Annotated in this window: 19 protein-coding genes; 8 read left to right on the plus strand and 11 right to left on the minus strand. The window is 73.1% G+C overall.

Annotation, left to right across the window (positions count from 1 at the left end):
- Positions 1–136: 136 nt before the first annotated feature.
- The 6 genes from AB0I91_RS39435 to AB0I91_RS39460 form a co-directional block, all read right to left on the minus strand.
- Positions 137–1,063: a Gfo/Idh/MocA family protein gene (locus tag AB0I91_RS39435; protein WP_499617420.1), complete on the minus strand. Its 927-nt coding sequence runs from the start codon at positions 1,061–1,063 to the stop codon at positions 137–139.
- A complete protein-coding gene (locus AB0I91_RS39440; RefSeq protein ID WP_499641439.1) occupies positions 1,063–3,204 on the minus strand; it encodes an alpha-galactosidase in 2,142 nt (713 codons plus the stop codon). The genes AB0I91_RS39435 and AB0I91_RS39440 overlap by 1 nt, the downstream gene beginning before the upstream one ends.
- Before the next feature lie 118 nt (positions 3,205–3,322).
- A complete protein-coding gene (locus AB0I91_RS39445; RefSeq protein ID WP_499641441.1) occupies positions 3,323–4,504 on the minus strand; it encodes an ROK family protein in 1,182 nt (393 codons plus the stop codon).
- A 50-nt stretch (positions 4,505–4,554) separates the two neighbouring features.
- Positions 4,555–5,421 carry a carbohydrate ABC transporter permease gene (locus AB0I91_RS39450; RefSeq protein WP_499617430.1) on the minus strand — a complete coding sequence of 289 codons (867 nt, stop codon included), beginning with the start codon at positions 5,419–5,421 and terminating at the stop codon, positions 4,555–4,557.
- Positions 5,418–6,356, minus strand: a complete 939-nt coding sequence (locus AB0I91_RS39455) for a carbohydrate ABC transporter permease (RefSeq protein ID WP_499617432.1) — start codon at positions 6,354–6,356, stop codon at positions 5,418–5,420. Before AB0I91_RS39455 ends, AB0I91_RS39450 begins: the two co-directional genes overlap by 4 nt.
- A 10-nt stretch (positions 6,357–6,366) precedes the next feature.
- Positions 6,367–7,758, minus strand: coding sequence for an ABC transporter substrate-binding protein (locus AB0I91_RS39460; RefSeq protein WP_499641443.1), 1,392 nt, complete (start codon positions 7,756–7,758; stop codon positions 6,367–6,369).
- A 194-nt stretch (positions 7,759–7,952) separates the two neighbouring features.
- Between AB0I91_RS39460 and AB0I91_RS39465 the strand changes: the two genes are divergently transcribed.
- From AB0I91_RS39465 to AB0I91_RS39485, 5 genes are all read left to right on the plus strand, one after another.
- Complete coding sequence (locus AB0I91_RS39465) at positions 7,953–8,744, plus strand: TIM barrel protein (protein WP_499641445.1); 792 nt, start codon at positions 7,953–7,955, stop codon at positions 8,742–8,744.
- 4 nt (positions 8,745–8,748) lie between these two features.
- Positions 8,749–10,092 (plus strand): MGH1-like glycoside hydrolase domain-containing protein, encoded by a 1,344-nt coding sequence (locus tag AB0I91_RS39470; RefSeq protein WP_499641447.1) that lies wholly within the window; start codon positions 8,749–8,751, stop codon positions 10,090–10,092.
- The gene (locus AB0I91_RS39475) at positions 10,080–11,150 is read left to right on the plus strand and encodes a zinc-dependent alcohol dehydrogenase (protein WP_498778443.1); all 1,071 of its coding nucleotides are present in this window, start codon (positions 10,080–10,082) and stop codon (positions 11,148–11,150) included. The genes AB0I91_RS39470 and AB0I91_RS39475 overlap by 13 nt, the downstream gene beginning before the upstream one ends.
- A gap of 144 nt (positions 11,151–11,294) precedes the next feature.
- On the plus strand, positions 11,295–12,149 hold the full coding sequence (locus tag AB0I91_RS39480; protein WP_498778444.1) for a poly(ethylene terephthalate) hydrolase family protein: 855 nt from the start codon (positions 11,295–11,297) through the stop codon (positions 12,147–12,149).
- 191 nt (positions 12,150–12,340) lie between these two features.
- Entirely contained in the window at positions 12,341–12,973 is a 633-nt protein-coding gene (locus AB0I91_RS39485; RefSeq protein WP_499641449.1) for a hypothetical protein, read from the plus strand.
- Positions 12,974–13,195: 222 nt separating this feature from the next.
- Here the strand turns inward: AB0I91_RS39485 and AB0I91_RS39490 are convergent, their stop codons facing one another.
- The 5 genes from AB0I91_RS39490 to AB0I91_RS39510 all read right to left on the minus strand — a co-directional run bounded on the left by AB0I91_RS39490 (position 13,196) and on the right by AB0I91_RS39510 (position 17,135).
- Positions 13,196–14,383 (minus strand): NAD(P)/FAD-dependent oxidoreductase, encoded by a 1,188-nt coding sequence (locus AB0I91_RS39490; protein WP_498778446.1) that lies wholly within the window; start codon positions 14,381–14,383, stop codon positions 13,196–13,198.
- Entirely contained in the window at positions 14,380–14,580 is a 201-nt protein-coding gene (locus tag AB0I91_RS39495) for a ferredoxin (RefSeq protein WP_053719766.1), read from the minus strand. Before AB0I91_RS39495 ends, AB0I91_RS39490 begins: the two co-directional genes overlap by 4 nt.
- Before the next feature lie 29 nt (positions 14,581–14,609).
- Positions 14,610–15,824, minus strand: coding sequence for a cytochrome P450 (locus tag AB0I91_RS39500; RefSeq protein ID WP_499617448.1), 1,215 nt, complete (start codon positions 15,822–15,824; stop codon positions 14,610–14,612).
- 103 nt (positions 15,825–15,927) lie between these two features.
- Positions 15,928–16,608, minus strand: a complete 681-nt coding sequence (locus AB0I91_RS39505) for a TetR/AcrR family transcriptional regulator (protein WP_498778448.1) — start codon at positions 16,606–16,608, stop codon at positions 15,928–15,930.
- A 113-nt stretch (positions 16,609–16,721) separates the two neighbouring features.
- The gene (locus AB0I91_RS39510; RefSeq protein WP_498778449.1) at positions 16,722–17,135 is read right to left on the minus strand and encodes a VOC family protein; all 414 of its coding nucleotides are present in this window, start codon (positions 17,133–17,135) and stop codon (positions 16,722–16,724) included.
- A gap of 136 nt (positions 17,136–17,271) precedes the next feature.
- Here AB0I91_RS39510 and AB0I91_RS39515 point away from each other — a divergent pair, with 136 nt between their 5' ends.
- Genes AB0I91_RS39515 through AB0I91_RS39525 form a run of 3 tightly spaced genes read left to right on the plus strand, consistent with a single transcriptional unit; the run spans position 17,272 to position 18,851 of the window.
- On the plus strand, positions 17,272–18,135 hold the full coding sequence (locus tag AB0I91_RS39515; RefSeq protein WP_498778450.1) for a sigma-70 family RNA polymerase sigma factor: 864 nt from the start codon (positions 17,272–17,274) through the stop codon (positions 18,133–18,135).
- Positions 18,132–18,497: a VOC family protein gene (locus AB0I91_RS39520; protein ID WP_498778451.1), complete on the plus strand. Its 366-nt coding sequence runs from the start codon at positions 18,132–18,134 to the stop codon at positions 18,495–18,497. Before AB0I91_RS39515 ends, AB0I91_RS39520 begins: the two co-directional genes overlap by 4 nt.
- 39 nt (positions 18,498–18,536) lie before the next feature.
- Positions 18,537–18,851, plus strand: coding sequence for a hypothetical protein (locus AB0I91_RS39525; RefSeq protein WP_498778452.1), 315 nt, complete (start codon positions 18,537–18,539; stop codon positions 18,849–18,851).
- The last annotated feature ends 13 nt before the right edge of the window (positions 18,852–18,864 follow it).

Raw genomic sequence — 18,864 nt, forward strand, 5'->3', positions numbered from 1 at the left:
AAGCCGGGCAGGCTTGGCGGACGCTTTTCCCGCCAGGCCTGCCCGGCTTCGGCCTGCCTGGGGTGCCCGTAAGGGCCCCATGTCAAATCGAGCCGGCCCCAACCACCACCCTGAGCGTTCAACACGCGAGGGCCGGTCAGCCGGCCAGGTCTCGCACCGTGCAGCAGAGTTCTTGGGTGCGCACGGCGTCGGCGTAGTCGCACACCAGCAGGCTCGGGTCCTGGTGCCGCACCGCGCTCAGGAACCGTTCATCCGCGATCACCAGCGGGTCGCGGCCGACGGGGAGTTCGTGGCCGCCCTCGGCGTCCTCCCACCTCAACGCCTTGCTCGACAACGTCACCTTCCGCCCCTCGCAGAAGAACTCGATCCCAGCGTCCACAGTGCCGTGCAGGACACAGGTCGCCGTGAACACCCCCACCGCCCCCGAGCCGAACGCGAGCGTCGCCGCGCTCACCGTCGCCACGTCCAACCCGGGCTGGTCCACGAGCTCCGAACGCCGCGCCACCGCGTGCACCACCTCCGCCTCCCCGAGCAGGAAACGCGCCAGGTCGAACAAGTGCGTGGCCTGCTCGACCACCTGCCCACCGCTCTCCGCCTCGACCCGCCACCACGGCGCCGGCGGCACCAGCCCGTGCCACGCGGCCCGCACCAGGTGCGGCGGCGTCTCGGCGAGCATCCGGCGCAGCTCGGGGATCACCTCCATCCCCCGCCAGTAGTAGCCGGCGCAGGCCATCACCCCCCTGTCCCGCAACCCCGCCTCCACCCGACGCGGCCCGACCACGTCCGTCCCGATCGGCTTCTCGACGTAGAACGGCACCCCGGCCTCGATGAGCGCGTGCTCGATCTCCCCGTGGGCCGCCGGCGGAACGCAGATCCACGCCGCGTCCACCTCTTCCCGGGCCAGCAACCCGGCAGTGTCCCGGTACGCCCGACCACCCCACCGCGCCGCCGCCTGCTCAACCCCGGACCGCCCGACGTGACCGACGATCTCAACCCCTAACCCGGCCAACGCCGCCGCGTGCCGACCCGCGATGTACCCGGTCCCGATCAACGCCACCTTCATCACGTCGCCTCCACCCCGCGCCAGACCTCGATCCGACTCCGCCAGTCCTCGGTGTGCCCGGGCGCGGGCGGCGGCGGGAACGCCGAAGGCAGACCCACCGCCATCAACGCCGCCCCGGTCGTCACGAGCCCGTCCCCCGCACGCCGGTAACGCCGCTCGGCGTCCAACCCCCGCAACCGGATCCGACGCGGCCCCTCCCCCACAGCCCCGCGCACCTGGTACACGAACACCACCACCTCACCCCGGTCACGGGACACGTACTGCACCGCGCACGGCCCGGTGTCCGACGGCGGCACGAGCCAGTGCTGGTCACCGTCGTGAATCGTCGGCCGCAGCCGCTTGTACTCGGCGATCAGCCCCGCCGCCCGCGCCCGCTCCTCCTCACCCCACCCCAGGATGTCGCCGGAGATCCCCAACACGCCCTGCATCGCGACGTGGAACCGGAACTCCGCCGGGCTGGTGCGGCCGGTGGTCGGCTCCGGCGCGTCGGCCACCCACCCGACCATCGCCCTCGGCGCGTAGGCACGGCTGAACCCGTACTGCACCCGCAACCGGTCCGACGGGTCGGTGTTGTCGCTGACCTGCGCCAGGTCGGCCACACCGAGGATGCCCAGATCAGCCCGCCCACCCCCGCCCGCGCACGTCTCGACCATCAGGTCGGGGAACTCCGCGCGCAACCGCCCGATCACCTCGTAGACACCCCGGACGTGACGCACCCACACCTCGCGCCGCCGCGCCACCGGCGCCTGGGGCCAGCCCACCTCCGTGTACGGCCGGTTGTGGTCCCACTTGACGAAGTCGATCCGGTGTTCGCCCAACAGCGCGCGCACCCTCTCGAACACGCCCTCCCTCACGTCGTCCCGAGCGCAGTTGAGCACGAGTTGGTTGCGGGACAACGTGGTCTCGCGGTCCGGCAGGTGCAGCACCCAGTCCGGGTGGGCGCGGTGGAGGTCGCTGTCCGGGTTGACCATCTCGGGTTCCAACCAGATCCCGAACTTCATCCCCAGCCCGTGCACCTCGTCGATCAACTCGCCCAAGCCCTCGGGGAACTTCACCGGGTCGACCACCCAGTCACCGAGCCCGGCGTGGTCGTCGGTCCGCCCCGCGAACCAGCCGTCGTCCACGACGAACAACTCGACCCCGAGCTCGGCCGCCCGCCTGGCGAGCCGGACCTGGTGACCCACCTCCACGTCGAACGACGTCGCCAGCCAGGTGTTGTAGTGCACGGGCGGCGGCGTGTCGCGGTGCCGTGCGGGCAGCACGTGGTCGCGCTGGTAGCGGTGCATCAGCCGGGCGGCCCCGTCGAGACCGCCGTCGCTGTGCCCGCACACCAGCGACGGGGTGCGGAAGCCCTCGCCCGGTTCGAGGTGCCAGGCGGAGTCGAACGGGTTCACGCCCGCGACCACGTGCAGCGCGTCGTTGCGCTCGGTCTCGAACACGATCGACCAGTTGCCGCTCCACGCCAACGCCCCGAACCAGACCGGCCCCTCCTCCCCCACCCTGCCGAGCGCGAACCAGGGGTTGGCTTCGTGGCTGGTGAACCCACGCCGGCTCTCGGCCACCACCTTGCCCGGCGTCAGCTCGCGTCGGGTCAGCTGGTACTCGTCACCCCACCGGCCGTGCAGCGTCCACGACTCGTAGCGCGCGGGAGGCAGGCCGAGCACGGCGCTGGCGATGCGCTCCACCCGCAACGGCGCCGCGCCCCGGTTCTCCACCCGCACGTCACGCACCACGACGCCGTGCTCGACCACCGCCTCGAACCGGTGCTCCACCACGAGACCCGAACCCGGGTCCTCGAACACGAGCCGCAGCACGTCGTCCTCGACGTGGTCCTCGCGCAACGACAGCCGCGACACCGACGACCCGTCCTCCCGGACCACCACCAGACCCGGCTCCTTGAACGCCCGGTCGCCGTGCACCGAGTACGCCAGCGGCACGCCGTCGAGGAAGTGGGCCTGCGACGGCCGGTTCCACGGCGTGTGCGGCAGGTACGAATCACCACCCAGACCACCGCCGTCGCCGCCCCAGTGGTCGAGCACCAACGCCCCACCGTCCGCGACGGACAGCAGCATCGCGTTCCACGCCGTGCGCACCAACCAGGCCGGTCGCCCGGCGCAGGTGGTCCGACTGATAGCAGGCATCGCTCTCCCTCGATCTCGAGAAATCGCCCGGCTTTCGACGTACCGGGCCCTCGTCGGCCTTCAGCCACGAGCCGCAGCAGCGCTCCGCCCGAGCCCCGGTCGGCGGCGCCGGCCGCGGTCAGCCCTCCGGCGCGAGCCGCGCGTCGACCGCCTCGGCCGAGAAGACCTGGTCGATCACCATGTGCCGCGCCCCGTGCACACCCGCCCGGTCGCCGAGCCGGCTCTGCACGACCGCCAAGCTGCTGGTCAACGCCGACACGGTCCGCTCGTACAGCCGCTCGCGCACCGCGATGAGGAGGTGCTCGCGGGTGAGCGCGAGGTCGCCGCCGATCACCACGACGGTCGGGTTGAGCAGCGCCACCGCCGTCGCCAGCACCTCGCCCAGCAGCAGGCCCGCGTCCCGGACCAACGTGATCGCGTCCGCGTTGCCCTCCAGCACGAGGCGCACGACGTCACGGCTGGTCCGCGCCTCGATCCCCCGTTCGGCGAGCTGACGGGCCAGCGCCGCCCCGCTCGCGTGCGCGGCCAGGCAACCGGTCGCGCCGCACCGGCACCGCGCGCCGTCCACCGGCCGGGCGATCCGGATGTGGCCGATGTCCCCGCCCTGGCCGGTCGAGCCCCGCTCGGGCCGCCCGCCGAGGATCACCCCGGCCCCGATCCCGGTGCCCACCTTCACGAACAGCAGGTTGTCCACGTCCGGGTAGTGCTCGCGGACCTCGCCCAGCCCCAGCAGGTTGGCGTCGTTGTCCACGAACGCCGGGCACCCCAGGGCGTCGGCGAGCGTCTTCGCCACCGCGGTCCCGTGCCAGCCGGGCATGATCGGCGGCTGCACGGGCCGCCCGGTCCGGAAGTGGACGGGCGCGGGCAGCCCCACGCCGACCCCGGCGAGCGTGGCCCGATCCCGGCCGGCGCTCTTCAGCAGCTCGCGGCACCGCCGGATCACGAGCTTCAGCACCACGTCGGGGTCCTGGCCGATCAGCAGGTCCTCGGTGCGCTCGCCCAGCATCCGCCCGCCCGCGTCGGTCAACGCGAACCGCGCGTGCGTCGCGCCGAGATCGGCCGCCAGCACCAGCTTGTCGCTCTCCTCGAACGACAGCACCTCGGCCGGCCGGCCCGCCGTGCCGCGCCGCTGCTCGACCGCCCGGATGTACCCGGCGGAGATGAGCTGGCTGAGCCGCAGCGCGACCGTGGAGCGCGACAGGCCGGTGAGTTCCTGCAGGTCCTTGCGGGTCTTCACCCGACCGGACCGGACCAGCGCGAGGATCTCGCCCGGTGACGCCGTGAACCCGCTGCGCCCCACCCGGGATTCCCTCCTCGCCAGAGGTGTCGGACCCGCTGCCACCACCGCGTTCAGCCCTTCTCCGCGCCGCTGGTCAGCCCTTGTGAGAGTAGCCGTTCGGTCAGGAAGAACAGCAGCACCACCGGCACCGTGATCACGACCGACCCGGCCATGAGCACGGTGGTGGGGATCTCGATGCTGCCCGACAGCTGCGCGAGCCCGAGCGAGACGGTCCAGCTGTCGCGCCGTTCGACCAGGAAGAGCAGGGCGAACAGGAACTCGTTCCAGGCGATCATGAACACGAAGATGCCGGTCGCGATCACCGACGGCAGGGCCAGCGGCAGGCTGATCCGCCGGATGACGCCGACCCGGCTCAGGCCGTCGACCAGACCCGCCTCCTCGACGCTCGCCGGGATCGTGTCGAAGTAGTTCTTGAGCATGTAGATCGCCACGGGCACGGTCTGCGCGATGTAGACCAGCACCAGTCCGACCAGCGAGCCGCGCAGCTGCATCCGGGTGAGCAGCACGAACAGCGGGATCGCCAGCACGATGCCGGGGAACAGGTACACCGCCAGGAACAGCGAGCTGACGTGCCGCCTGCCGAAGAACTCCAGCCTGCTCACCGCGTACGCGCCGGGGATCGCGATCGCCAGCGCCAGCGCCACCGACGCCGTGGCCACGACGGCGCTGTTGCCCAGCAGGCTCAGGAACCCCTGACCGCCCCGCGCCACGGGCCGCAGCACGTCGACGTACGTGGCCAGGGTCAGCTCGCCGAGGTCGGGCAGCAGCGAGTCCGGCCGCCGCACCAGGTCCTCGATCGGCCGCACCGACAGCACCAGCATGGCGTAGAACGGCAGCAGCGTGGCGATCAGGAGGCACCCGATCACCACCGGCCGCAGCACGGCGATCACCGCCCGTTCGAACCGGTCGCGGGTCATGCGCCCGCCCCTTCCCGCCGCCGCAGCAGCCACAGGTAGGCGCCCAGCAGCACGGCCAGCACCAACGCCAGCAGCACGGACTGGGCGGCCGCGGCGCCGACGTTGCGCTGCACGGTCAGCAGCTCGTACACCCGCACGCTCACCACCTCCGTGCCCGCCGCGCCGCCGGTGAGCAGGAAGACGTCGTCGAACTCGTTGAACGTCCAGATGGTCCGCAGCACCACGAGCACCGCGATCACCGGCATCAGCTGCGGCAGCACGATGTGCCGGAACCGCTGCGTCGGCGTCGCGCCGTCCACGGTCGCGGCCTCCTCCTGCTCGCTCGGCAGCGCCGACAACCTGGCCAGCAGGAACAGGAACGCGAACGGGAAGTAGCGCCAGCCCTCGAACGCGATCACGGTGAGCAGCGCCGTGGGCACCGGCACGTCGAGGCCGAACAGGGTGATCTCGCCGCGTGCCCGCGACAGGAACGCGATCGGGTCGTCCCACCCGAACAGCCGCCTGCCCCAGCCGTTGACGAAGCCGAACTCCGGGTTGAGCAGCACCCGCCAGACGAACGTGACCGCCACGACCGGCGCCACGTAAGGGATGAGCATCGCGGCGCGCACGAACGACCGGCCGGGGAACGGTCGCCGCACCGCCAGTGCCGCGACCAGCCCCAACGCCACGGCGGCGAACGTCGAGCCGGCCGTGTAGACCACCGTCGTCCGCAGGCTGTCCCACAGCACGTCCGACGCGAGCACGCGGGCGAAGTTGTCCAGCGTGAGCTTCTCGAACAGCCCCGTGCGGCCCACGTCGATCAGCCGCACGCGCTGGAACGCGATCAGCACCGACCAGGCCAGCGGCACGAGCACGACCGCGAGCACGATCAGGAGCGTCGGGGTGAGCAGCAGCAACCCGGTGCGGGCGTCGTGCCGCCTCAGCGTGCGCGCCACCGCGGGCCCGCTACTCGCCGAGTTCCCGGGCGAGGGTGGCGGCCTGCTCGCTCGCCTTGCGCGCCGCCGCGGGCGCGTCTCCACCGCCGTTCACGGCCTCGGCCAACGCCTTGGGCACGACCAGTTGCCCGGCGACCGCGCCCGCGAGTTCCGCTTTGCCCTGGGGGAAGCCCCACCGGCTGAAGCTGCGCGGGCTCTCCTGCACCACCCGCAACGTCTCCTCGTCGTAGAACTTCGACAGCGGCGCCTTGGTGTCGACGCCGACGTCGAGCGCGCGCCACGCCTCGACGTACTGCCGCGGGTTGTCCTTGGTGCCCGCGCGGACGGGCACCTTGCCCTCGGGCGCGATGGCCAGCCAGTCCCGGTACCCGTCGGTCATCAGGTGCTCGACGAGCTTCTTCGCGTCGTCCGTGGCGGCGTCCTTGAACACCGCGAACGACGCCGTCTCGCCGAAGGTGGTCGGCTCGCCGCCGTCGGGCCCGCTCAGCGCGGCCACCACGCCGGTGTTCCTCGCCAGGAACGTCGGGTCCGCCTGGCACTGCGGGCACGTGGGCAGCGCGTCGTTGCGCAGGCCGGCGAGCTCGTCGAGCAGGTACGACGACCAGATCACCATCGCCGACCGGCCCGCGAAGTACGTGGCGCGCGTGGTGTCGACGTCCTGGTTGCCCGCCACCGAGTGCCGGGTGATCAGGTCGGTGTAGAACTGGAACGCGCCGACGCACTCGGGGCTGTGCAGCGCCACCTGCCCGTCGTCCCCGACGAGCCCGCAGCCGTTGGCGAGCGCGAGGTGCTCGAACGTCTGGTGGGTGAACACGTCGGCGGGCGAGGTGGCGGCGGTGATCCCGGCGACGTCGCCCTGATCGAGCCGTTCGGCGGCCTGCCGGATCGCGTCGTAGCTGGTCGGCGGGCGCAACCCGGCCGCGGCGAACAGGTCCTTGCGGTAGAACAGGAGTTGGGCCCACCCGTCGCTGGGCACGACGAGCTGCGCGTCGCCCTCGCGGGTCAGCTCCAGCGACTGCGGCGCGAACGTGTCCGCGCCGAGGCCGTCCACGATCTGCTTGGCCGCGTCGGTGTCGAGCAGGTCGTCGGTGCGCAACCGGCTCATGATCGGCAGGGAGATCGACCCGATCACGTCGGGCAGCTCGCCGGACGCGGCGGCCGAGGTCAGCACGGTGGTGAGCTGGTTCTCGGCGATCGCGACCACCTCGGTCTCGATGCCGGTCCGCTCGGTGAACCGCGCCAGCAGGCGTTCCTGGGCGCGCACGCGGTCGGCGGTGTCCTCGATGGTCCAGAAGACCAGCGGTCCGTCCGCCCCGCCACCGGGATCGCCGCTGCCGCAGGCCGACAGCACGAGGGCGACGGGCGCCGCGGCGGCGAGCAGGCGCAGTCCACGTCGGGTCATGGTTGCTCCCTTCCGGCGGTCCGCGACCTCTCACGGGCCGGGGCCGGGTGTTCGGTGGCGCCACTGAACACCCCGGTTTGTCCCGTGACAACCGCCAATCCGGACGTGACTTCGGGCCCGCACCCGGGGTGTTGGCAAGCCGTTCGCCGATCGGGCCGCACCGGGATCGGGATGCCGCATTGTCGTTTTGACTGATGACGGGATTAATGTCGGCCATGCCGCAGTGGAAGATCGCCTGTCAGGAGCAGCTGCTCCCGGGCGCCTCGATCGAGCAGAAGTGGGAGTTCGCGCAGTCGGCGGGTTTCGCCGGCATCGCGCTGCGCACGCGGGGCGGCGAGGCGTTCGCGAGCAGACTGGCCGGGCTGGAGCGCGCGGCCGGCAACGGTGTCGTGATGCCTTCCGTGCGCCTGGACGTGCCGCCCCACGTCGGTGACGTCGATCGGCAGGTGTCCTCCATCGCGGCGCTGGGTGCGCTGGCCGTGGTGGTGCCGGTGTCCGACGCGCGCCGGGTGCCGCTGCCACGTTCGTCCACACAGGACAGCCCGGATCACGGCGCGCCGGCGCACGGCCTGCTGACCGACGGCCTGCGCCGCCTCGCCGAGCGGACCGCGCGGGAGGGCTTGTCGCTGTGCCTGCTGCCGGTCAACCGCTACGAGGGCCAGCCCGTCAACACGCTCGACCAGGCGGCGGAGCTGTGCCGCGCGGTGGGGTCCGCGCGGGTCGCGGCGGGCACGTTCCACATGAACATCGAGGAAGCCGACCCCGCCGGCGCGCTGCTGGCCGCCGGGCCGTGGCTCGGGCACGTCGAGCTCGCCGACTCCAACGGGCTCGAACCCGGCGCGGGTCACCTCGACTGGCCGTCGCTCTTCGCGGCGCTCGACGCCGCCGGGTACGAGGGGTGGGCGAGCGTCGCGTGCCGGCTGTCCGGTCCGGCCGACTCGGCGTTACCGGCGGCGGTCGGCGTGCTGCGCCAGGCGGGCGGATGAGGTGGTGACCATCGGGACGACACCGGAGCCACGCGCGCCGGACCTCGCCGACCTGCGGCGCAAGGCCGCCGCGACCCTGCTGCGGAACTGGCGCGGGTCGGCCACCGTGCCGACGAGCGCGCTCTACCCGCACCAGTGGAGCTGGGACTCGGCGTTCATCGCCATCGGCCAGGCGCACCTGAGCCCGCGGCGGGCGTTCGCGGAGCTGACCGCGTTGCACGGCGCGCAGTGGGGTGACGGGCGGGTGCCGCAGATCGTGTTCAACCCCGCCGTGCCGGAGGACGCCTACTTCCCCGGTCCGGCGTTCTGGCGACCGCTGCCGCGGCACGGGCCACCGGCCGGTGTGCCGACCACGGGCCTGGTCCAGCCGCCGGTGCACGCCGCCGCCGTGCTCGCCGTCGCCGAACGCCACCCCGGTCAGGCCACCGACGCGGCCGTCCGGCGCCTGTACCCGCGGCTCGCGCGCTCGCACGACTACCTGTTCGAGCGGCGACGCGTGGCGTCCGGGCTGGTCGGCATCGTGCACCCGTGGGAGTCGGGGCTGGACAACAGCCCGGCGTGGGACGAGCCGCTCGGCGCGGTCGACCCCGGCCTGGCCGACGACATCACGGTCCTGCGGCGCGACCTGCGCCACGCCGACGCCGGGCACCGGCCGACGGACGACGACTACGCGCGTTACATGGGCATCGTCGCCGCCTACCGCGACCGCGGTTACGCCGACGACGACCTGCTCAGCCTGCCGTTCTGCGCCGTGGACCCGTTGTTCTGCGCGGTGCTCGCCTGGTCGGAGCACGCGTTGGCGACGCTCGCCCGGCGCGTCGGCGTCGACCCGGGCCGGCACGTCGAGCGGGCGCGGGAGTTGGCGCACCAGCTCCACACCCGGCTGTTCGACCCGGTGCTGGGGTGCTACGTGGCGCTCGACGCGCGCACCGGGCGCCGGCTCGCCAAGCGCACGGTGTCCGGCCTCGTGCCGCTGCTGCTGCCCGGCGGGCACCGGTCGGCGCTGCTGGCGACGCTCACCGGGCCGGCGTTCGCGGCTCCGGGCGTGCGCGGCGTGCCCAGCTACGACCTCACCGCGCCCGACGCCGACCCGCGCCGGTACTGGCGCGGACCGACGTGGCTGAACACCACGTGGTTGTTGTGGCGGGCGCTGCTCGCGCACGGCGAGACCCGCCACGCCGAACGGCTGGCGTCCGACATGGTCGGCCTGGTCTCCGGCGCCGGGTTCCGGGAGTACTTCCACCCGGTGACCGGCGAAGGTCTCGGCTCCGACCACTTCAGCTGGACGGCGGCGCTCCTGCTGGACGTCCTCGCGCGTGAACCGGAAGGGCGGCGATGGGAACGGTAGTGCGGCTGGACGCGCCCGGATGCGTCTCGATCACGGAGGAACCCGACCCGCCGCTGCACGCGACCGGCGTCCGCCTGCGCACGCTGTACTCGGGGATCTCGGCGGGCACGGAGCTGACCCAGTACCGCGGCACCAACGCGCACCTGGTGAAGACGTGGGATCCCGACACGCGCCTGTTCGTGCCGGGTCGGCCGGCGGTCGCGTACCCGACCGTGGTGGGCTACGAGGAGGTCGGCGAGGTGGTCGAGGTCGGCGGCGAGGTCACCGCGGTCCGGCCCGGCCAGGTCGTGTGGGGCGTGTGGGGGCACCGCTCGGGCACCGTGGTGGAGGAGGGGTACGCGGCGGCACGGGTGCTCGACCCGGCGGCGGACCCGGTGCTGGGGATCTTCAGCCACATCGGCTCGGTCGCGCTCAACGTCGTGCTGGACGCCGACATCCACGTCGGCGAGACGGTCGTGGTGTTCGGCCTCGGCGTGGTGGGGCAGATCGTCGCGCAACTCGCCCGGCGCAACGGCGCGCGGGTGATCGGCGTCGACCCGCTCCCGGACCGGCTGGAGCTCGCCCGGGCGCTGGGCGCGGACGTGGCGCTGGACGCCCGCGAGGGCGGGATCGCCGAGCAGGTCCGCGCGTTGACGTCCGGTCGCGGCGCGGACGTCGCCCTGGAGGTGAGCGGCAACCCCAAGGCGCTGCACGAGGCCGTCCGCACGGTCGCCTACAACGCGCGCGTCGTCACGGGCGGCTTCCACCAGGGCGAGGCGCGCGGCCTGTTCCTCGGCGAGGAGTTCCACCACAACCGGGTCGACCTGGTCTGCTCGCAGATCTCCGGCGTCGCGCCCGGTCTCGCGCACCGGTGGGACCGCGAGCGGCTCAACGCCACCGTCATCGACCTGGCGGTGGCGCAAGACGTGCTGCTGCGGCCGTTGGTGTCGCACGTAGTGCCGTTCACCGACGCCGCGTGGGCCTACGACCTGCTCGACTCCCGGCCGGACCAGGTGACGCAGGTGGTGCTGGAGTTCCCGGCGCCGGATGGGTACGACCACCGGCGCGGCGACGCCTAGCGCCCCGCCCCCTCGGCGGTGGCGTCGGCGGGACATCGGTGGTTCCGCCTGTCCCCCACGTCCTCGCTGGCCGCGGGTGGGTCCGGTGCGCCAGATTCCGATTGCGCCGCACCAAATCCACCTACGCCACCGATGGAGAAACCCATGCGATTGCGCAGTGCGATTCTCACCGTCCTCGCCCTGGCCGGGGTGCTGACCGCGACGAGCGCCGGCCCGGTCGGCGCAGCGGCCGAAACCGGGGCGCCGCCCTCCGTCATGGGCGGGTCCGGCCCCTACTCCGCGGGCTACGAGACGACCCTGAGGTTGACCAACCACACGATCTACCGGCCCAACACCCTGCCGACGGGCGTCAAGCTGCCCATCGTCGCGTGGGGCAACGGCGCGTGCCGCGCGGACGGGACGTGGTTCCAGAACATCCTGACCGAGTGGGCCTCGCACGGCTTCCTGGTCATCGCGAACGGCCGGCCGGGCGGCAGCGGCTCCACCGACTCGGACATGCTCGTCGACTCCATCGACTGGGCGATCGCCGAGAACTCCCGGCGCACCAGCAAGTACTACGGCCGGATCGACACCACCAAGATCGCCGTGATGGGCCAGTCGTGCGGCGGCATCGAGACCTACGAGGTGGCCGCCGACCCGCGGCTGACCACGACGGTGCTGTGGAACAGCGGCATGCTCAACGACTCGCAGAACTACCTGTTGCAGCGGCTGCGCGTGCCGATCGCCTACTTCATCGGCGGACCGACCGACATCGCCTACGAGAACGCGATGGACGACTGGCGACGGCTGCCCGCCGGGCTGCCCGCGTTCATGGGCAACCTCGACGTCGGGCACTTCGGCACGTTCGACCAGCCCAACGGCGGCGAGTTCGGCCGGGTCGGCGGGCACTGGCTCAAGTGGCACCTCAAGGGCGACCAGGCGAGCAAGGCGCAGTTCGTCGGCCCGAACTGCGGCCTGTGCGCCACCGAGTGGGACGTGATGCAGAAGAACCTGGTCTGACCTGCCCGAACGCCCCGTTGCCCGCTGCGGTCGTCGCGGCGGGCAGCGGTCACGCCTGTGGTACGAACGGACCACAGCGCACAGGGCCGGGTGCGGCTACGGTCGGGGCCGTGCGGTCGAGGCGACTTCGGCCGCGTCCCCCTGTCACGCACGCGCACGCCGGCGCCGTTCGGCTTCGAGGAGATTCACCCATGCACGTCAATCGCACGCTGGTCGCTTCCGTGGGCGCGCTCGCGCTCCTGCTGTCGGCCTGCGGTGACGCCACCACGGGCACCGCCGCGCCCGCCGCCACCACCGAGGCGACGACGGAGGAGACCACGTCGAGCGCCGCGACGAAGAGCTCGGCCACCACCACCGCCGACGCGCCGGCCGGCGACGTCACCGCCCCCGGCGCCAAGCTCAAGGTCGGCGAGCGCGCGGTGGTCCCGTTCAAGTACGGCTCGGACAAGAACGGCACGGTCGCCATCACCGTCACGGCGATCGACCAGGGCGCCAACGCCGACCTGGCCGCGTTCGGCGAGAAGGCCAAGGGCATCACCCCGTTCTACATCAGGGTCACCGTGGAGAACGTCGGCGGCACCGACCTGTCCTACAGCTCGCTGAGCCTGCGTGCGCTCGGCGCGGACGGCAAGGGCACCGGCGTGATCATCAGCGGTGACACGAAGCAGTGCGAGTCGGAGACGGCGAAGAAGGACTTCACCACGGCGGGCGCGAAGTACGAGACGTGCGTGCTCCAGGGAGCCCGCGAGGGCGCGACCGTCGCGGGCGCGAGCTACGCCAACGGCGACGGCTACGAGGACTCCCCGATCACCTGGTCGAAGTGACCTCAGGTCACCGGCTCACGGGCAGCTCGCAGACGCGGTAGCCGAGCCCGGCGCGCTTGACCGGGATCCGCTCGAAGTCCGCCGCGAGCCGCAGGTCCGGCAGCCGTCGGCGCGGGGTGCGGTAGGCGGTCTCCGGCTCCGGCCACGCCCTGCGTCAGGTCGGCGGCGGGTCGGAGAGGCGCCCCGCCGCCTCGGGCAGGGGTAGCTCGGCGGGCTCCGCGGTCATGGTCGTGCTCCCGGGGCGAGGACCTGGCCGAGCAGGCTCTGCCGGAGCCGTCGCGCTTGTTTGGGCATGTTCCAGCCGAGGACGCCGACGGGTTCGCCGGCCTGCTCGTAGAGCGCGACGAACCGCCGCGCGGTGACGTCACCGTCCACGACGGACACCTCCGCGTCGACCGGCAACCGGCCGAAGACCTGGAGCTTGGCGTCGAACTGGTCGGTCCAGAAGTAGGGCACGGGTGTGTACGCGCGGTCCGCGCCCAGGATGTTGTCGGCCACGACCGCGGCCTGCTCGGCGGCGTTGGTCCGGTTCTCCAGGCGCAGCAAGGCGCCCAGGTGCTCGTGGTGCCACCGCGCCACGTCGCCGACCGCGTAGACGCCGTCCGCGGCACGGCACCTCGCGTCGCACACGACGCCGTTGTCGAGCCGGAGTCCGCTGTCGAGCAGCCAGTCGGTGTTGGGGACGGCGCCCAGCGCGACCACGACCACGTCGGCCGGCAGGACGTCGCCAGTGGCCGACCGCACGCCGGTCACGCGCCCGTCCCGCCCGGTCAGGCCGAGCACGGCGGCCCCGAGCCGCAGCCGCACGCCGTTCCCCGCGTGCAGGTCGGCGAGCAGGCCGGACGCGAGCGGTCCCAGCTGGGCGGCCAGGGGTGCGGCCTGCGGCCCGGCGAGGGTGACGTCCAGGCCGAGGCCGCGCGCCGTGGCGGCGACCTCCGCGCCGAGCACGCCGTCGCCGACGACCACGAGCCGTTCGGCGGCGAGCAGGTCGGCCCGCAACGCCACCGCGTCGTCCACGGTGCGCAGCACGTGCACACCGCCCAACCCGCCCTGGTCGGGCAGGGTCCTCGGCCGCACGCCGGTGGCGACGACCACGGCGTCGGCCCGCAGCACGGCCCCGGACGCGGTGCGGACGGCGCGCGTGGCCGGGTCCAAGGACACCGCCGGGTCGCCCGGCAGGTGCGTCGCGCCCAACTCCTCGAACAAGTCCGGGCCGCGCAGCTGGGCGCGTTCGGGCTCCCAGGCGCCGGCGAGGACCTGCTTGGACAGCGGCGGCCGATCGTACGGCGGGTGCGCCTCGTCGCCGAGCAGGGTCAACCCGCCGGTGAAACCCTTGCGGCGCAAAGCTTCCGCAGTGGCCAGGCCGGCCGCCGAGGCGCCGACGACGAGCACGTCGGACACCTCAGTCACGCCCGGTCACCCAGCAGGATCGCCGCCGCCGGGCACACGTCGGCCGCCTCGCGGACCGCGGCGTGCAGGTGCTCGGCGGGTTCGGGGTCGAGCAGCACGACCACGCCGTCCTCGTCCCGCTGGTCGAACACGTCGGGCGCGGCCAGCACGCACGAGCCCGCCCCGCAGCACTTGTCCTCGTCCACGGAGACCTTCATCGGTCGCACTCCTTCGGTTCGTCGGTCCGTCACCAGCGGACGGGCAGTTCCTGGAGCCCGCCGACGACCAGGCCGTCGACGCGCGCCAGCCCGGTCGCGGGCACGGCCAGTTCCAGCGTCGGCAGGCGGCGCAGCAGCACGTCCAGCACGGCCTGGAGCTCGGTGCGGGCCAACGACTGCCCGAGGCACGAGTGCGCGCCCGCGCCGAACGCCAGGTGCGCGTTCGGGGTGCGGGCCAGGTCGAGCCCGTCGGCGTCGGCGAAGGCGTGCTCGTCCCGGTTGGCCGCGGCCAGGTTGCACACGACGGTCGTGCCGCGCGGGATGACGGCGCCGCCGACCTCGGCGTCCTCGGTGATGTAGCGCGGGATGCCGAACCCGGGGTTGGCGTCGGCGCGCAACGCCTCCTCCACCGCCGTGCGCACCAGGGTGGGGTCGGCCAGCAGCGCCTCCCACCGCGTCCGGTCGGCCAGGAGCATCCCGACCATCTTGCCGATCATGTTGGCCGTGGTCTCGTGCCCGGCCACCAGCAGGCCCTGCGAGGTGGCCAGCAGGGCCTCGTCCGGCATGACGTGCCCGGCGTCGACCGCGGCGGCGATCAGCTCGCTGATCAGGTCGTCACCGGGGTCCGCCCTGGTCGCGGCGATGTGGGCGCTCATGTAGGCGGCGAACTCGGCCTGCGCGGCGTCGATCTCGGCCTGCGTGTAGCGGGTGAGGCTGAGCAGCGTGTTCGACCAGTAGGCGAACTTGTCCCGGTCGCTCTCCGGCACGCCGAGCATGTCGCAGATGACCCACACCGGCAGCGGGAAGCCGAGCGCCGACTTCAGGTCGGCGGGCGCGCCGTCCGCCACCATCTCGTCGATCAACCGCTCGGCCATCGCCTCGATGCCGGGCCGCAGCGCCGTCATGCGCTTGGCGGTGAACCACTTGCCGACCATGCGCCGCCACTGCTGGTGGTACTCCTCGGGCAGGGCGTTGCCCAGGCCGCTGTTGAACACGCCGCCGGACTCGTTCGCCGAGATCCGGGCCGCGTCGGGCGCGTCGAGGTTGCGGGTGAACCTCGGGTCGGACAGCACCTGCTTGACGTCGTCGTAGCGGGTCAGCAGCGACGCCCGGTCGCCGCTGGGCAGCCGGACGTGCGCGACCGGGCACCCCTGCCGCAGCTCGGCCCACTCCGCGGGCGGCTCCAGCGCGGCCGGACTCGGGATCGGGTAGTCCAGCACGTGGTCGGTGTCCCCGAGCGCCACGGCAACCGCCTCCTTCAGACTTGAGTCAATCAACTGACTTAAGACTGCCGGCGATCGGGGCGCGACGCAACGTGATGGGTCGAACGCGCAGCGGGAAGGCCTGCTACCCGCGACGTTCGGGGCCGGCGGTGTACGGGGCCGTCCACAGGCCGGTGATCGCGTCGATCAGGCCGGTCGCGGCCTCGTCCCAGGTGGACCTCGGCGTCGCGGTCCCCTCGGCGAGGGCGCGCTCGCGCTCGGCGCACACGTGCACGATCAGGTGCCGGACCATGGCGGCGCGGTCCTCGCGCACGTCGGCGGGCATGTCGGGCAGCAGGCCGATCAGGTTGTCCACCACGTGCCGCAACGAGTCCTCGGCCAGCGCCTCCTCCGCCAGGACCACCCGGAACACGGGGTCGGTCATGACCTGGGCGCTGAACCGGGCGAACCAGGTCGGGCCGCCCGCCGAGGCCAGGTAGGTGGTCACCGGGCGGACCAGGCAGGCCACCCAGTCCCGCACCTCGCGCGACCCGGCGACGGCGGCCACCGCGTCGTGGCGCAACGACTCGATGCGGGACGTGTGCCGGAGCATGATCGCCCGGACGAGGTCGGCCTTCGCGCCGAAGTGGTAGCCGACGGCGGTGTTGTTCCCCTGCCCCGCGGCGGCGCTGATCTGCCGGTTGGACACCGCGTACAGGCCCTGCTCGGCGAACAGCCGCTCCGCGGTGGTGAGGATCTGCTGCCGCGTAGCTCCGACCTGCTCCGCCCGAGGGGTCCTGCCGACGTCCGCCACCACGGTCGACACCGTACCCGGACGGACGCGACCGGACCCGTCGCCGCCGGGGGTTCGGCGCCGACGCGATCACGCGCCGACACCGGACCCCGCTCGCCGGCGCCGGTCAGGGCCGCTCCCGGCGGCTACTCGGCGTAGTGCTGGTCCGCTCCCCTGGCGCTGTGGGCGACGCTCCAGACGTAGCCGTCCGGGTCCGCGAAGGTGCCGCCGTACCCACCCCACGGCAGGGCGCCGGCAGGCTTGAGGATCGTGGCGCCCGCCTGCTCGGCCTCCGCGATGACCTCGTCGACCCGCGACTGGGCGCGGACCACGTACGTGAGGACGACCCCGCTGAAGCCGGTGCCCTCCGGGCTCGTGCCGACCTGCTCGGCCAGGCCCTCGCGCCGGTAGAAGCCGACGAGCGAGCTGCCGTCCGACTCGTAGAACACCGAGACGCCGTAGTCGTCCTTGACCTCCCAACCGAGCCCTTCCCCGTAGAACCTCTTGGACCGGTCCAGGTCCCCGACGCCGAGGAGGATCGCGGTGACGTGCGCTTGCATGCTTGTCTCCAGGTGGTTGCGCTGTGTCCGCTGCTCGGACCGGCGGGCTCGCCGCCCCGGGCCCGGCCCGGGTGTCACATCGGCGCTGCTCCGCCGGTCAACCGGTATGACAGGTCGAGAGCGGGGAGTGTGACGAATGGTCGAGCGGGACTGGCTGAGCGAGCGGTTCGCCGAGCACCAGGGCCGCCTGCGGGCGATCGCCAACCGGATGCTCGGCTCACCGGGCGAGGCCGAGGACGCGGTGCAGGAGGCGTGGCTGCGGGTCAGCCGCGCCGACACCAGCCGGGTGGAGAACCTCGGCGGGTGGCTGACCACGGTCGTCGCCCGGGTCTGCCTGAACGTGCTCGAAGCACGCCGGTCCCGGCCCGAGGACTCGGCCGGCGCGCTGCCGCCGGAGCCCGAGACGCCGCACGCGGCCGACCGGGCAGGCCCCGAGGAGGAGGCGGTGCTCGCCGATTCGGTCGGTGTCGCGCTGACGGTCGTGCTGGACACCCTGACGCCGGTCGAGCGGCTCGCGTTCGTCCTGCACGACGTCTTCGCCGTGCCGTTCGGCGAGATCGGCCCGATCATCGACCGCTCGCCGGCCGCCGCCCGGCAGCTCGCCAGCCGGGCCCGGCGCCGGGTCCAGGGCACGGCCGAGACCTCCGCCGCCGCGCGGTCGGGGAAGCGGGAGATCGTCGCCGCGTTCCTCGCCGCCTCCCGGAACGGGGACTTCGCCGCCCTGCTCGCCCTGCTCGACCCCGACGCCGTCGCGGTCGACGACCTCCGCGGGGCCGAGGCGGTGGCGGCGTTCTTCGCCGGCCGGGCCCAGGCCGCCCGCCTCGCGCTGGTCGAGGGCGAGCCGGGGGCCGTCTGGTCGCACCACGGCAGTCCGAGGGCCGTCTTCGCCTTCACCACCGAGAACGGGAAGATCACCCGCATCGCCATCGACACCGACCCGGACCGACTGCGCGACCTGGACGTCGTCTACCTGGCCACCGGCCGCGAGGAGCGGCCGTGACCGGTGTCGACCTCAGGCTCGCGTCCTTCGCCCTCGCCGTTCGCGACCTCGACGAGGCGCTCCGCTTCTACCGCGACGTGCTCGGGTTCGAGGTGCGCGACGGCGCCGGAGGGGTGCGCCGGGTCGCCGTCGGCCCGCCGTCGCAGCCGGACGTGCGGATCGTCCTGCTCGAATCGCCGGGTGACGAGCGGACCGGCGAGGGCTGCCTGGTCTTCGTGACCGACGACTGCGACGCCACCTTCGAGCACGTCGAGGCAGCGGACGCGGAGGTGCTGCAGGAACCGATCAGCAGGCCCGGCGGCGTCCGCGACTGCGCCTTCCTCGATCCGTCCGGCAACCTGCTTCGCTTCACCCAGTCGTGACGGCACCTCCCGTGGCACGTGCCCGGCTACGCTGCCGAAGTGCAGCCGGACCACCCCCTCGTGCGCGACGTCCACCCCGGGCTCGTCGACGAGTTGACCGCCCTCCTGGAGGCCGCGGGGGAACACGACCTGGCCGTCCGCGTCCGGGACGTCCGCCTGGTCTCGCGGTGCGACTGCGGTGACGACTTCTGCCAGAGCATCCGCACCGCCGACCACCCCGCGGGGCAGCCGTACGGCGAGGGGCACCGGTGCGTGCCGCTCCTGCCCGCGACCGGCATGCTGAACCTGGACGTCGTGGTGGACCGGATCATGTACATCGAGGTGCTCGACCGGCCGCCCCTCCGGGTGAGCTGACGTCCCGCTGGGA

The organism is Actinosynnema sp. NPDC049800, assembly GCF_040656635.1.
Lineage (GTDB): Bacteria > Actinomycetota > Actinomycetes > Mycobacteriales > Pseudonocardiaceae > Actinosynnema.

Bases quoted from the DNA above. Each gene is read 5' to 3' on its own strand.
- AB0I91_RS39435 (WP_499617420.1), bottom strand. From the start codon at position 1,063: ATGAAGGTGGCGTTGATCGGGACCGGGTACATCGCGGGTCGGCACGCG.
- AB0I91_RS39440 (WP_499641439.1), bottom strand. From the start codon at position 3,204: ATGCCTGCTATCAGTCGGACCACCTGCGCCGGGCGACCGGCCTGGTTG.
- AB0I91_RS39450 (WP_499617430.1), bottom strand. From the start codon at position 5,421: ATGACCCGCGACCGGTTCGAACGGGCGGTGATCGCCGTGCTGCGGCCG.
- AB0I91_RS39460 (WP_499641443.1), bottom strand. From the start codon at position 7,758: ATGACCCGACGTGGACTGCGCCTGCTCGCCGCCGCGGCGCCCGTCGCC.
- AB0I91_RS39465 (WP_499641445.1), top strand. From the start codon at position 7,953: ATGACGGGATTAATGTCGGCCATGCCGCAGTGGAAGATCGCCTGTCAG.
- AB0I91_RS39475 (WP_498778443.1), top strand. From the start codon at position 10,080: ATGGGAACGGTAGTGCGGCTGGACGCGCCCGGATGCGTCTCGATCACG.
- AB0I91_RS39480 (WP_498778444.1), top strand. From the start codon at position 11,295: ATGCGATTGCGCAGTGCGATTCTCACCGTCCTCGCCCTGGCCGGGGTG.
- AB0I91_RS39485 (WP_499641449.1), top strand. From the start codon at position 12,341: ATGCACGTCAATCGCACGCTGGTCGCTTCCGTGGGCGCGCTCGCGCTC.
- AB0I91_RS39495 (WP_053719766.1), bottom strand. From the start codon at position 14,580: ATGAAGGTCTCCGTGGACGAGGACAAGTGCTGCGGGGCGGGCTCGTGC.
- AB0I91_RS39510 (WP_498778449.1), bottom strand. From the start codon at position 17,135: ATGCAAGCGCACGTCACCGCGATCCTCCTCGGCGTCGGGGACCTGGAC.
- AB0I91_RS39515 (WP_498778450.1), top strand. From the start codon at position 17,272: ATGGTCGAGCGGGACTGGCTGAGCGAGCGGTTCGCCGAGCACCAGGGC.